Source organism: Curtobacterium sp. MMLR14_010, from assembly GCF_001865015.1.
In the GTDB taxonomy this organism is placed as follows: Bacteria; Actinomycetota; Actinomycetes; order Actinomycetales; family Microbacteriaceae; genus Curtobacterium.
Window position 1 is genome coordinate 1 of sequence record NZ_MJGV01000068.1, and the last position, 13,589, is coordinate 13,589.

Sequence of the window (13,589 nt, forward strand, 5' to 3'; positions counted from 1 at the left end):
GCGTCGTGATGGGGATCGTCCCTTCAACTCCGACCGTCCCCGTCGTGACGGTGACCGGCCGTTCAACTCGGATCGTCCCCGTAGTGACGGCAATCGTCCGTTCAACTCCGACCGCCCGCGCCGTGACGACGACCGCCAGGAACGCGGCCAGTTCAGCACGCGCGGCGGCGGCGACGACCGCAAGCGCTTCGGCGACGGCTCCCGTGCGCCGGGTGCCCGCTTCGGTGAGTCCGCGCGCGACGACTGGGAAGACCGCGACCCGTACGGCACCCGCTCGATCCGCCCACGGCACGAGGACCCGGAGATCCCCGACGAGGTCCAGGCCCGCGATCTGCACCCGCAGGCCCGGACGGAGCTGAAGACCCTCAGCAAGGACAACGCCGAGTGGGTCGCGCGACACCTCGTCACCGCGGCGATGTTCATCGACGACGACCCCGAGCTCGCGAACCAGCACGCCCTCAGTGCTGCCCGTCGTGCTGGTCGGGTCGCGGTCGTCCGGGAGACGGCAGCGATCACGGCCTACCGCCTCGGCGACTTCAGCACGGCGCTCCGCGAGCTGCGCACCTACCGGCGCATCTCCGGCCGCAACGACCAGCTCCCGATGATGGTCGACTGCGAGCGTGGACTCGGTCGTCCGGAGCGGGCCCTCGAGCTCGGCCGGTCGGTGGAGCGCGGGGCACTCGAGCCCGGCGTGCAGGTGGAGCTCGCGATCGCCATGTCGGGCGCGCGCCTCGACCTGGGGAATCCCACAGCCGCCCTCGGCGAGCTGGAGATTCCACAGCTCGACCCGTCGACGGCGTACACCTGGTCGCCCGCGCTCTACAGTGCTTACGCGGCCACGCTCGAAGAGCTCGGTCGCCAGGACGAGGCCGACGAGTGGTGGGCCCGTGTCGACCGCGCAGCCGAGGCCCTCGCCGAAGCCGCTGACGAAGACTCTTGGGAGACAATTGATGTGGTCGAGGAAACGATCGAAGCCGACGACCTCGGAGACGAGCCCGAACAGCCCGGAGACGTCGACGAGCCCGGCGAACCCGACCAGCTCTCGCCCCTCGGGGACCCCGGCGCCGACGACGACCTCGACGACGACCTCGACGACGAACTCGACGACGACCTCGGCGAGATCGACGACGACAACCCCCGGGACGTCGACGGCTCCGCAGCCGGCTGACACCCCGCGTCCGCCGACGGACGGCGTCGACGTGGTCCTCACCGACCTCGACGGCGTCGTCTACCGCGGCCGCAACGCCATCCCGTACGCGGTGGACGCCCTGACCCAGGCGTCCCGCACCGCACGGGTCGGCTACATCACCAACAACGCCTCGCGCCGACCGTCCGACGTCGCCGAGCACCTCGAGGGCTACGGGCTCCAGGTCGGGCCGGACGACGTCGTCACGTCGTCGCAGGCCGGGGTGCGACTCCTCGAGACGCTGGTGCCGGCGGGCTCGACGATCCTGGTCATCGGCGGCATCGGGCTCACGAGCATCGTCGAGCAGGCGGGCTTCACCGTGACCGCGAGTGCTGACGACGCACCGGCAGGCGTCATCCAGGGGTTCTCACCGGACCTCGGGTGGACGCAGCTCGCCGAGGCCTCGTTCGCCCTCGCGGACCCGCAGATCCCCTGGGTCGCGACGAACATGGACTGGTCGATCCCCGTCGAGCGCGGCATCGCGCCCGGCAACGGCACGCTGGTCGCTGCGGTGCACCAGGCCGTCGGTCGGATGCCGGTCGTGGCGGGCAAGCCGGAGCGACCGATCTTCGACGCGGCCCTGGCCCGGTTCGGCGGCGAGCGTCCGCTGTTCATCGGGGACCGACTCGACACCGACATCAAGGGCGCCAACGACGCCGGCATCCCGAGCGTGCTCGTGCTGACCGGCATCGACCAGGCCAAGCAGGTGCTGGCGGCCGACGAGCGCTCGCGTCCGACGTACGTGTTGCAGGACCTCCGCGGACTGTCGGCGCCGTACCCCGTGACGCACCGGCACACCGCCGACGACGGCACCCGCTACGTCAGCGTCGGCGACGCCACCGTGCGGATGCAGCGGAACGTCGTGCGCGTCGAGCAGGCGGGGTCCGACGCGATGGACCTGCTGCGTGCGGGGGCGACGGCGATCTGGGACTCCGGCCTGGCCATCTACGGCCTGGACGTGGACCCGCAGCTGTACGGCGGCGAGTAGCGTGTCCGACGTGCCAGTCGACCAGCAGGAGCAGCCCAGCGACATCGCCGAGCGAGCCCGAGCGGCCGAGGAGCTGCCGCTGACCGACCGCGCCGACGTCTTCGCCGGCCTGCACGACGAGCTGCGCACGCGGCTCGAGAGCGGCGGCACCGCGAGTGCCTGACCCCGACATGGCGGCCCCGGGCCACGTGCAGACCGACGGCGCCGCGGGCACGGTCGAGCCGATGAGCTCCGCCCCACTCCGGCTCGACGCTGCCGTCGCCGCCCGCGGCCTCGCGAAGTCCCGCACCGCTGCGGCCAAGCTCATCCTGGACGGACGGGTCAGCGTGGACGGCGCTCCGGTCGTCAAGGCATCGACACCGGTCACCGCGGACACCGCCATCGTGGTCGACGCCGGGGACGAGTGGGTGTCGCGTGCGGCGCTCAAGCTCGTCGGCGCGCTCGACACCTTCGGCGTGGACCCGTCAGGCCGCGTCGCGCTGGACGTCGGCGCGAGCACGGGCGGGTTCACGCAGGTGCTCCTGGCCCGTGGAGCGCGTCGGGTGGTCGCACTCGACGTCGGGCACGGGCAGATCGACCCGGTCGTGGGGCTCGATGACCGCGTCACCGTGGTCGAGGGCGTCAACGCCAGGAACCTGACGGCCGCCGACTACCTGGCCCTCGACCCCGTCGCGGGGGAGACGAGCCTGGTCGTCGGGGACCTGTCCTTCATCAGCCTGCGGATCGTCCTGCCCGCCCTCGTCCAGGCGGTGCCGGCGGACGAGTACGTCCTGCTCGTGAAGCCGCAGTTCGAGGTCGGTCGCGGCGGTGTGCGCGAGGGCATAGTGCACGATGCCGACCTCCGGAACGACGCCCTGATGAACGTGCTGTGGGCTGCATGGGACCTCGGCTTCGGGACCGCCGGCATCGCGTCGTCACCGATCCTCGGCACCCACGGCAACCACGAGTACGTCGCGCGTCTCCAGCGGGGCGCAGGGTCGAATCCGACAGAATGGATCGACCGGGCCACGGAACTGGCGGAAGGAACTCCATGAGCGACGAACGGCACATCCTGCTCGTGTCGCACACGGGTCGACGGGACTCGATCGACGCCGCGGTGGAGGTCTGCGACCTGCTGCACGCGGCCGGTGTCACCCCGGTGATGCCGTTCGACGAGTACGCCGACATCCGCCGAGCAGAGGCCTCCGTCGGCAAGGTCGACATCCTCGGTGTCGACGTCCAGCTCGAGGACCTCGAGATCGTCATCGTCCTCGGCGGCGACGGCACCATCCTCCGTGCCGCGGAACTCGCGCGCGGCACCCACGCTCCGCTGGTCGGCGTCAACCTCGGCCACGTCGGGTTCCTCGCGGAGAGCGAGCGGGACGGCCTCGGCGAGACCGTGCAACGCGCCCTCTCCGGCGACTACAACGTCGAGGAGCGTGTGGCGCTGCAGGTCGACGTCGTCGTCGGCAACGAGGTCGTCTACTCGTCGTGGGCGCTGAACGAGGCCACCATCGAGAAGGCCTCTCGCGAGCGCATGCTCGAGGTCGTCACCGAGGTCGACGGCCGCCCGCTGTCGTCATTCGGGTGCGACGGCGTCGTCGTCTCCACCCCGACCGGCTCCACCGCCTACTCGTTCTCCGGCGGCGGCCCCATCGTGTGGCCGAACGTCGACGCCATCCTCATGGTGCCGCTGAGCGCCCACGCGCTGTTCTCCCGACCGATCGTCGTCGGGCCGGACTGCGTCCTCGCGATCGAGGTCCTCCGCCGCACGAGCGGTGTCGGCGTGCTGTGGTGCGACGGCCGACGGACGCACGACCTCCCCCCGGGAGCCCGCGTCGAGGTCCGTCGCTCCCCGGAGCCCGTCCGTGTCGCACGGCTCAAGGACGCGCCCTTCACCGACCGCCTCGTGGCGAAGTTCCAGCTCCCGGTCGCCGGCTGGCGCGGGCCGCAGCACGACGACGAGGAGACCGGGGGCGAACGGTGATCGAGGAGATCTCCATCGCCGACCTCGGCGTGATCGGCGAGGCCACCCTCGAGCTCGGCCCCGGCTTCACCGTCGTCACGGGTGAGACCGGCGCCGGCAAGACCATGATCGTCACCGCCCTCGGGCTGCTGCTCGGCGCGCGTGCCGATGCCGGTTCCGTGCGCCGTGGTGCGTCGAGCGCCGTGGTCGAGGGCCGCTGGCACGTGCCGGACCACGCCACCGTCGTCGACCGCGTCGAGGACGCCGGCGGTGCGGTGGAGGACGGCGAGCTGATCCTCACGCGCACCGTCTCGGCCGAGGGCCGGAGCCGCGCCACGGTCGGTGGCCGCAGCGCTCCCGTCGCCGTGCTCGGGGAACTCGCCGACCAGCTCGTCACCGTCCACGGGCAGTCCGACCAGATCCGCCTGACGTCGTCCACCGCCCAGCGTGCGGCGCTCGACGGCTTCGGCGGTGCCACGGTCGAGAAGGCGCTGCGGAAGTACGTCACGGCGTACGACGCCTGGCAGGAGCACGCCGCCGAACTCGAGACCCTGACGCGCGACCGCGACGACCGGCTCGCCGAAGCCGCTCGGCTGCGTGCGGCCTCCGACGAGATCGAGGCCGCGGTACCCCAGCCCGGCGAGGACGCCGAGCTCGCGGAACGCGCGGAGCGCCTCGGCAACCTCGAGGAGCTCCGCCTGTCCGCGGGCCTGGCACACGAGGCCATCTCGTCCGAGTCCCTGGACGGCGTCGCGGACGTGATCGGCCTCGTCGAAGCCGCCCGCCGCGCCGTCGAGCGGGTCGTGAGCGCCGACAGCACCCTGCAGCCCGTCCTGGAGCAGCTCACCGAGCTCGGGATCCAGGCCAGCGAGGCCTCGGCCAGCCTGTCGAGCTACCTCGGCTCGCTCGAACCCGAGGCCGGCCACGACCTCGAACTCATCAACGAACGCCGCGCGGTCCTCTCCGCCCTGGCACGCAAGTACGGCGAGACCGTCGACGACGTCATCGCGTTCGGCGAGCGGGCCTCGAACCGACTGCTCGAACTCGACGGCGACGACGACCGAATCGTCGCCCTGCAGCAGGCCGTCGAGCAGGACGAGCAGACACTGGCCGCTGCGGCGTCCTCGCTGACCTCCGCTCGCTCGAAGGCCGCGACCGACCTGGCCAAGCGCGTCACCGCCGAGCTGAAGACGCTGGCGATGGGCGGCGCGACCCTGGTGGTCGAGGTCACCGACGCCGGCGAGTACCGACGCCACGGCCGTGACCAGGTCGCGATCCTGCTCCAGCCGCACTCGGGCACCGACCCGCGCCCGATCGGCAAGGGTGCGTCCGGCGGCGAGCTCTCCCGCGTGATGCTCGCGATCGAGGTCGTCATGGCCGGCAGCACGACCGTGCCGACGTTCGTGTTCGACGAGGTGGACGCCGGCGTCGGTGGGGCCGCGGCGATCGAGATCGGCCGACGCCTGGCAGCGCTCGCCGAACGCACCCAGGTCATCGTCGTCACGCACCTGGCCCAGGTCGCGGCGTTCGCGAACAACCACCTCAACGTCGTGAAGGACGCCAGCGGTGCGGTGACGTCGTCGAGCGTGCGCCGCCTCGAGGGCGACGACCGGCTGCAGGAGATGGCCCGGCTGCTGTCGGGCCTCGGCGACAGCGCCAGCGGCATGGAGCACGCCCGGGAACTGCTCGAGGTCGCGGGCCACACCGTGTGACGCGCCGGCGGCGCGCTCGCCGCTCCGAGCAACGCGACCACACGTCCACCGCAACGCGCCCGGCGAACGCGAGTCGCGCCTCCCGGCACTTCTGACGTACGATGGAATCCCGTGGCGGACACTCTCAGCAGCGGTACCAAGGCAAGCACCCCGACCCCGAAGGTGACGAAGCAGATCTTCGTGACCGGCGGGGTCGTCTCGTCTCTCGGCAAGGGCCTGACGGCGGCCAGCCTCGGCAACCTCCTCACGGCTCGCGGCCTCCGGGTCGTCATGCAGAAGCTCGACCCGTACCTCAACGTGGACCCGGGCACCATGAACCCGTTCCAGCACGGCGAGGTCTTCGTGACCGACGACGGCGCCGAGACGGACCTCGACATCGGGCACTACGAGCGCTTCCTCGACATCAACCTGTCGCAGTCGGCGAACGTCACGACCGGTCAGGTCTACTCGACGGTCATCGCCAAGGAACGCCGCGGCGAGTACCTCGGCGACACCGTGCAGGTCATCCCGCACATCACCGACGAGATCAAGCGTCGGATGCGCGAGCAGGCTGGGAACGACCCGCAGCCCGACGTCATCATCACCGAGGTCGGCGGCACTGTCGGCGACATCGAGTCCCAGCCGTTCCTCGAGTCGGCGCGCCAGGTGCGTCACGAGCTCGGCCGCAACAACGTGTTCTTCGTGCACGTGTCGCTGGTGCCGTTCATGAACGCGTCCGGTGAGCAGAAGACGAAGCCGACGCAGCACTCCGTCGCCGCGCTCCGCTCGATCGGCATCCAGCCCGACGCCCTCGTGCTGCGCTCGGACCGCCCGGTGTCGGACTCGAACAAGCGCAAGATCGCGCTCATGTGCGACGTGGACGAGGACGCCGTGGTGAACGCCGTGGACGTGCCGTCGATCTACGACCTGCCGACGTTGCTCAACACCCAGGGACTCGACCAGGTCATCGTCGACGCCCTGCACCTCGAGGCCGGAGCGGTGGACTGGACCTCGTGGAACCCGGTGCTGCGCGCGGTGCACGAGCCGAAGAAGGACGTCACCATCGCCCTGGTCGGCAAGTACATCGACCTGCCGGACGCCTACCTGTCGGTCACCGAGGCGCTCCGAGCCGGTGGCTTCGCGCACACCGCGAAGGTCACGCTGAAGTGGGTCGTGTCCGACGACTGCACCACGCCCGAGGGCGCGGCGAAGCAGCTCGGCGACGTCGACGGCATCTGCGTCCCCGGTGGCTTCGGCGTGCGCGGGATCGAGGGCAAGCTCGGTGCGCTGAAGTTCGCGCGTGAGAACAAGATCCCGACGCTCGGCCTGTGCCTCGGCCTGCAGTGCATGGTCATCGAGTACGCCCGGCACGAGGCCGGCCTGGTCGACGCCTCGAGCTCCGAGTTCGACCCGGAGACCTCGACCCCCGTCATCGCGACGATGGCCGAGCAGGTGGACATCATCGCCGGTGGCGACCTCGGCGGCACGATGCGCCTGGGCCTCTACCCCGCCCACTTCACCGAGGGCTCGCTCGCCTCGTCGCTCTACGGAGCACCCGAGGCGTCCGAGCGGCACCGTCACCGCTACGAGGTCAACAACACGTACCGCCAGCAGATCGCGGACGCCGGCCTGGTGTTCTCGGGCACCTCGCCCGACGGCACCCTCGTCGAGTACGTCGAGCTGGACCGCGCGGAGCACCCGTTCTACATCGGCACGCAGGCGCACCCCGAGCTGCGCTCGCGGCCGAACAACGCGCACCCGCTCTTCGCCGGCCTCGTCGAGGCCGCGATCGCGCGGAACGAGGCGTCGCGCCTCTTCGACCCGGAGTCGGAGCAGGTCGCGTAGCCAGCGTCACCAGCAGACAGACTGGGCCCACGCCGCCGGTTCCGGTGCGACGCGCCAGCGGCGCGACGGCCGTGCCGGTGGGGGGAGGCTCCCCACCGGTCCGGTGGGGAGCCTCCCGTCCGTCAGCTGGCCGGCGGTGACGGTGAGCGCTGGTTTGATGGGGGTGTGACTGACGCACCCATCGCTGACGAACCGGCATCCTTCGACGTGACCGACTCCGCGCTCGTGTACGAGGGCGCCGTGTGGGACATCCGCCGCGACACCGTCGCGTACGGCGACGGCAGCATGGTGCGCGAGTACATCGACCACACCGGTGCCGTCGGCGTCTGGGCCGAGGACGACGAGGGCCGTGTGCTCCTCATCCAGCAGTACCGGCACCCGGTGCACGTGCGCGACTGGGAGCTGCCGGCCGGGCTGCTCGACCACCCGGGGGAGGACCACCTCGTCGCAGCGCAGCGGGAGCTCGCGGAAGAGGCCGACGTCGAGGCCGACACGTGGGAGCCGCTCGTGCACTACAACACCTCGTCGGGTGGCAGCAACGAGTTCATCCAGATCTACCGGGCTCGTGGCGTCCGGGCCACCGCGTCCGCGTTCGAGCGCGAGGCAGAGGAGGCCGACATCCTCGTGCGCTGGGTGCCGCGTGCCGAGGTCGTCGCGGGGATCCTCGGTGGCCGGCTGCACAACTCGGCGCTCATCGTCGCGGCGCTCGCCGTGGACGCGATCGAACGCGGCTGATGGGCTGGGCGGCCGCTAGCCTCGTCGGGTGATCCCGCTCGACCGTGCCATCGAGACCTACCTGCGGCACGTCGCCATCGAGCGGGGGCTGTCCGACCACACACTGTCGGCCTACCGGCGGGACCTGGCGACGTTCGCCGACTGGATCGCGACGCAGCCCGAAGTCGCCTCGGACGGCGCTGACCGAGCCGGCGGTTCGTCGGTGGTCCGTGACGTGGGGCGACTCGCACGTGCGGACCTCGCCGGGTTCGTGACGCACCTGGCGACGCGCGAGCCCGCGCCGTTGGCGCCGCGGTCCGTCGCCCGGATGCTCAGCTCCGTGCGGTCGTTCAGCGCGTTCGCCGCGGGGGAGGGCTGGCTGCCGCTCGACCCCGGCGCCTCCGTCCGTCCGCCGAAGGCCCCGATGCGGCTGCCGAAGGCGATCTCGGTGCACGACATGGAGCGGCTGCTCGGCGCGGTCGACGGCGACGACCCCGTGCAGCTCCGGGACCGGGCGCTGCTCGAGCTCCTCTACGCCACGGGTGCGCGCATCTCCGAGGCCGTCGGGTTGTCCGTGGACGACGTCACGACGCTGTCCGGGCTCGACGACGCGGCCGACGAGGACACCGACGTCTCCGTGGTGCGGGTCACCGGCAAGGGGAACAAGCAGCGCATCGTGCCGCTCGGCAGCTACGCCCGGGCTGCGGTCGAGGCCTACCTGGTGCGGGCACGGCCGCTGTTCGCCGCGAAGGGGACCTCGACGCCGGCGCTGTTCCTCGGGGCCAGGGGTGCGCGGCTGTCCCGCCAGAGCGCCTGGCTCGTGATCCAGGCGGCTGCCGCTGGTGCCGACCTCGCCGAGCACGTGTCGCCGCACACCTTCCGGCACTCGTTCGCGACGCACCTGCTCGAGGGCGGGGCCGACGTGCGCGTGGTGCAGGAGCTCCTCGGGCACGCGAGCGTCGCGACGACGCAGATCTACACGATGGTGACGGCGGACATGCTGCGGGACGTGTACCAGACGGCGCACCCGCGGGCGCGGCGGTAGATCGGGGCGCTCGCCTGCCCGTGCGCTCGTGGGCGGCGTCGATGGAGCAGAAATGGTCGAGTCCTTCGGGGCGACTCGACAGTTACTGCTCCCTCGATGCCTGGGGCGGGCAGGCGGGCGGGCGGGCGGGCGCGTGCGGCGTCCGGCGTCAGAACATGTGGGACACGGCGACGACGCCCGTCGCCAGTGCCACGACCATCGCGGACGCCGACAGGCTCCGCGCGACCGGACGCCAGGGCCCCGTCGCGTTCGGGTGCACGAGCCCGGCGAGCCCGGCCGCGAAGCCGAGCACACTGCAGACACCCCAGGGGTTCAGCGCCAGGGAGACGACCGCCAGCACGACGGCCAGGAACGTCAGCGCACAGAAGCGCTGCGCGGCTCCGACGCCGTAGGCCCACGTGCGGCTCTCGGCCGGGTGGGCGAGCACCGAGAAGGCCGGGCCGGTGGGGGTCACGACGATGGGTCGGACCGCCTCGACCGGACGGCTCGGGAGCGGCCTGGTGGCCTCACCCCAGGCATGGCCGTCCCACCAGCGGAGACGGGCGGTCTCCCGGGGGTCCGGGAACCAGCCTGCGGCCGGCAGCGTCACGACGAGCTCCTGAGAACGGTGGAAGGTGCTCTCAGACGCTAGGACGACGCTGCCGCCTGCCCCAGTCCCAACCCGGGTGTCGGCAGGAAGGGGGACAGGCGGCCAGCGGGGCTCAGGCGGGGACGGGTACGGCGTCCACCTCGCGCATGACCGCGGCGACGGCGGCGAGCTGCCGGGCGTTGAAGTCGACGCCGAGCTGGTTCGGCACGGTGACGAGCACCGTGTCGGCAGCGTGGACCGCGGCGTCGGCGGCCAGCTCCGCGACGAGGTCCTCGGGCGAGCCGATGTACGAGCGGCCGAACCGGGCGAGACCGCCGTCGAGGTACCCGACCTGGTCGGAGCCCTCGGCCTGCGCACGGAGGCCGAAGTAGTGCTGCGACTCGTCGTCGATGATCGGGATGATGCTGCGCGACACCGAGACCCGGGGCGTGCGCTCCCAGCCCGACTCCGCCCAGACCCGACGGAAGCGCTCGATCTGCTCGGCCTGCAGTTCGTCGAACGGCACGCCGGTGTCCTCGGTGAGGAGGGTCGACGACATCAGGTTCATGCCCTGCTCGGCCGTCCACTCGGCGGTGGCACGGGTGCCGGCTCCCCACCAGATGCGGTCCCCGAGTCCGTCGGAGAGCGGCAGGATCGGGAGCGACCCCTCGGCGCCGGTCATCTGCGGGTTCGCGTTCGCCATCGGCTCGCCGGCGATCGCACGGCGGAAGACGCTGGTGTGCGCACGGGCAAGGTCGGCGCCGTTCGGGTCAGATACCTCGGGCACGTAGCCGAAGGACTGGTACCCGGCCTGCGCGGTCTCGGGTGACCCACGGCTCACGCCGAGCTGCAGTCGCCCGCCGGAGATGAGGTCGGTGGCCGCCGCCTCCTCCGCCATGTACAGCGGGTTCTCGTAGCGCATGTCGATCACGCCGGTGCCGATCTCGATGCGGCTGGTCTTCGCGGCGATCGCCGACAGGAGCGGGAAGGGGGCCGCCTGCTGCTGCGCGAAGTGGTGGACGCGGAAGTACGCGCCGTCCACCCCGGCCTCTTCAGCGGCCACCGCGAGGTCGATGCCCTGCAGCAGGGCCTCACGACCGCTGCGGACCCTCGACCCCGGCACGTCGCGCCAGTGTCCGAACGACAGGAACCCGATCTTCGTCATGTCGATGCAAACGCATCCGAGGACGTCGGCATTCCGCACGACTACGGTCGGCTCCATGGACTTCGACCCGCGCCAGGCGCTGACCGACGAGCGGGCGCGGTCCGAGAAGCTGCTGGCCGACGTCGAGCGGAGCATGCGCGACGTCAGCGACGCCCGAGACGGCGCGAACACGGACGACGAGCACGACCCCGAGGGTGCGACGCTCGCCTGGGAACGCGGCTCGCTCGGCGCGGTGCGGGACGACGCCCGCCGCCGGATCGGGCTGGTCGACGCGGCGCTGGCCCGGCTCGACGCGGGCACGTACGGGACGTGCGCGGTCGGTGGCGAGCCGATCCCGGAGGCGCGACTGGCGGCAGTCCCGTGGGCCGCGACCTGCGTCGCGCACGCGTGACGAGCCTCCCGTCCGGCGGCTGGTGACGTGACCCGGTCTGGAGGCTCGGCCCCCGTCCCCGACGGAGGCGACGGTCACCTGCTGCGCCGGTGATTCTCAGCCGCGGGCCCTACCGTTCCCGCATGGAGACGGACCGGGACCACCCCACTGCGAGCGCAGTCGAGGCTGCACGGCCGCAGCGGTTCCGGTGGTTCCACGACATGCGCTCCTGGATCCACGCTCGGCCGCACGTGCACCTGTTCTGGAAGGTGCTCATCGGCATCGTCGGCGGGCTCGTCGTCATCATCGGGCTCGTCCTGGTGCCGCTGCCGGGGCCCGGGTGGCTCGTCGTGTTCATCGGCCTGACGATCCTGGCCAGCGAGTTCCACTTCTTCCACCGGATCATCACGTGGCTCCGGGCGCAGCTCCACCGGTTCTGGGACTGGGCGAAGGCCCGCGGTCCCCGGTGGCTGCGCCGGATGGCCGACCGCAACAAGGCGGACGTCGACGCCGCACACGAGGACGCTCACCGGACCATGGGGCGACAGACCCGGACCGGGCACTAGCGCTCGGTCAGTGATCGTCCTGGTGCGGGGTTCACCACTCCGTGCGAGGTCGTGTCGGCGCACGGGGTGGTCAACCTCGCACCAGCTGGGGGAGGGCGCACGGTGCGGGCCCGCCGGCAGCGCCCGCGGGGTCAGTCGGCTGCGTTGGCGGTGCGGATCGAGCCGGTAGCGGTGCGCTCGAGGACCTCGGACGCGTGCTCCTCGACCACGGCGGCGTCCTTCGACACGAGCTGCAGCACGAGGGCGACCCCCGCGGCGATGACGATGAACGCGCCGTACCCGGCGATGACCGGCACGAGGCCGACCGTCGGCTCGAGCAGACCCCCGATGACGGCCGGCACGCCGAACGCCAGGTAGCTCACGACGTAGATCGTCGAGAGCAGTCCCGCACGGTGCGTCGGGGCAGCGGTCGCGAGCAGCATCCGGAGCGGCGCCTGGAACCCCGCGCCGAACCCGACGCCGGCGATCGCACTGCCGACCACCAGCCCGGGCAGGGAGTGCGCGAACACGAAGCCGACTGTCACGACCGGGCCGAGGATCAGCGCGACCAGGCCGATGAGCACGCCGATGCGGGCGTCGAGCCGCTGGATCGCGATGCCGGTCGCGGCACCGACGCCGGTGACGACGGCGATGAGGGCCCCGGCGGCGAAGTGGTTGTCGATGCCGAAGACCGCGCCGAGCGCCGAGGGCACCAGGGAGAGGAACAGGCCTCCGAGCGCCCAGCTCGCGACGAGGGAGCCGGCGACACCGCGGAACAGCCGGCGGGACGAGCGCGGCACGGCGATCGTCGGGCGGAGGGAGCGCAATGCTCCCGGACGCCGGGTGACCTGCTCGGGGACGATGACCAGTGCGACGAGCATGAGCACGAGGAGCACGCCGAACAGCAGGTAGACGAACTGCTCGGGCGCTGGGCCCCACTCGACCAGGGCACCGCTCGACAGGGCGCCGATGGCGAGGGCGATCGGCGGGACGGCTCCGTTCAGCACGCCGGCGAGGGTGGGGTGGCGCTCGAGCGAGTTGTCGATGAGCGCTGCGCCGAGGGCGCCGATGAGCAGCCCGACGGAGACGCCCTGCAGCACGCGGTCGAGGATGAGCGCCCCGAGGCCGTCCGCGACGGCGAACAGCCCGAGCGAGACGGCCAGGCCGATGCCGCCGGCCACGAGCACCGGCTTCCGCCCGACGTGGTCGGACAGCCGCCCGGCCACGAGCAGGCTCGCCAGCAGCCCGGCGACGTAGATCGCGAACACCGCGGTGAGCATGAGCGGGGTCAGGTGCCACTCGGCGGCGTACACCGGGTAGATCGGCGACGGCACGGCCGAGGACGCGAGCGACACGAGCAGCAGCGCCGCGATGATCCAGAACCCGGCGACCGAGCGAGTGGACTGCATGAGCGACCCTTCCGTAGTGCGAAACCCGTTGTGCGAGACCCGCTGTACGAGTCGGGTCGTACCGCATTGGTACAGCACGCCCCCAGTACGACGCAAGTCGTACTGCGAGGGGAACCCT

14 protein-coding genes are annotated in these 13,589 nt (G+C 71.9%); 11 read left to right on the forward strand and 3 right to left on the reverse strand.

Translation table 11 applies throughout. The features are described 5' to 3' along the window. The 9 genes from BIU98_RS19890 to BIU98_RS13940 all read left to right on the forward strand — a co-directional run. Positions 1–1,168 (forward strand): tetratricopeptide repeat protein (locus BIU98_RS19890; protein ID WP_368073048.1); only part of this gene is annotated, 1,168 nt, incomplete at its 5' end. Positions 1,169–1,199: 31 nt separating this feature from the next. Beyond that, entirely contained in the window at positions 1,200–2,174 is a 975-nt protein-coding gene (locus BIU98_RS13910; RefSeq protein WP_071277169.1) for an HAD-IIA family hydrolase, read from the forward strand. A gap of 10 nt (positions 2,175–2,184) precedes the next feature. Next, the gene (locus tag BIU98_RS19540) at positions 2,185–2,337 is read left to right on the forward strand and encodes a hypothetical protein (protein WP_175481374.1); all 153 of its coding nucleotides are present in this window, start codon (positions 2,185–2,187) and stop codon (positions 2,335–2,337) included. Positions 2,338–2,398: 61 nt separating this feature from the next. After that, positions 2,399–3,208, forward strand: coding sequence for a TlyA family RNA methyltransferase (locus BIU98_RS13915; protein ID WP_071278311.1), 810 nt, complete (start codon positions 2,399–2,401; stop codon positions 3,206–3,208). Next, on the forward strand, positions 3,205–4,140 hold the full coding sequence (locus tag BIU98_RS13920; protein ID WP_071277171.1) for an NAD kinase: 936 nt from the start codon (positions 3,205–3,207) through the stop codon (positions 4,138–4,140). The genes BIU98_RS13915 and BIU98_RS13920 overlap by 4 nt, the downstream gene beginning before the upstream one ends. After that, positions 4,137–5,831 (forward strand): DNA repair protein RecN, encoded by a 1,695-nt coding sequence (gene recN, locus BIU98_RS13925; RefSeq protein WP_071277173.1) that lies wholly within the window; start codon positions 4,137–4,139, stop codon positions 5,829–5,831. The genes BIU98_RS13920 and recN overlap by 4 nt, the downstream gene beginning before the upstream one ends. A gap of 111 nt (positions 5,832–5,942) precedes the next feature. Beyond that, positions 5,943–7,655: a CTP synthase gene (locus BIU98_RS13930; protein ID WP_083393265.1), complete on the forward strand. Its 1,713-nt coding sequence runs from the start codon at positions 5,943–5,945 to the stop codon at positions 7,653–7,655. 165 nt (positions 7,656–7,820) lie between these two features. Continuing rightward, entirely contained in the window at positions 7,821–8,390 is a 570-nt protein-coding gene (locus tag BIU98_RS13935) for an NUDIX hydrolase (RefSeq protein ID WP_071277177.1), read from the forward strand. Positions 8,391–8,421: 31 nt separating this feature from the next. Continuing rightward, entirely contained in the window at positions 8,422–9,414 is a 993-nt protein-coding gene (locus tag BIU98_RS13940) for a site-specific tyrosine recombinase XerD (protein WP_071278313.1), read from the forward strand. Positions 9,415–9,562: 148 nt separating this feature from the next. Here the strand turns inward: BIU98_RS13940 and BIU98_RS19545 are convergent, their stop codons facing one another. Both BIU98_RS19545 and BIU98_RS13950 read right to left on the reverse strand, forming a co-directional pair. Continuing rightward, a complete protein-coding gene (locus tag BIU98_RS19545; RefSeq protein WP_071277179.1) occupies positions 9,563–10,003 on the reverse strand; it encodes a DUF2510 domain-containing protein in 441 nt (146 codons plus the stop codon). A 112-nt stretch (positions 10,004–10,115) separates the two neighbouring features. Next, a complete protein-coding gene (locus BIU98_RS13950; RefSeq protein WP_071277181.1) occupies positions 10,116–11,147 on the reverse strand; it encodes an LLM class flavin-dependent oxidoreductase in 1,032 nt (343 codons plus the stop codon). A 55-nt stretch (positions 11,148–11,202) separates the two neighbouring features. Between BIU98_RS13950 and BIU98_RS13955 the strand changes: the two genes are divergently transcribed. Both BIU98_RS13955 and BIU98_RS13960 read left to right on the forward strand, forming a co-directional pair. Continuing rightward, positions 11,203–11,538: a TraR/DksA C4-type zinc finger protein gene (locus BIU98_RS13955; RefSeq protein ID WP_071277183.1), complete on the forward strand. Its 336-nt coding sequence runs from the start codon at positions 11,203–11,205 to the stop codon at positions 11,536–11,538. A 122-nt stretch (positions 11,539–11,660) separates the two neighbouring features. After that, positions 11,661–12,083 carry a TIGR02611 family protein gene (locus tag BIU98_RS13960; protein WP_071277185.1) on the forward strand — a complete coding sequence of 141 codons (423 nt, stop codon included), beginning with the start codon at positions 11,661–11,663 and terminating at the stop codon, positions 12,081–12,083. Between the two features lie 131 nt (positions 12,084–12,214). On the opposite strand, the gene BIU98_RS13965 is transcribed toward BIU98_RS13960, so the two are convergent. Next, positions 12,215–13,471 (reverse strand): MFS transporter, encoded by a 1,257-nt coding sequence (locus tag BIU98_RS13965; protein ID WP_071277187.1) that lies wholly within the window; start codon positions 13,469–13,471, stop codon positions 12,215–12,217. Positions 13,472–13,589: the final 118 nt, after the last annotated feature.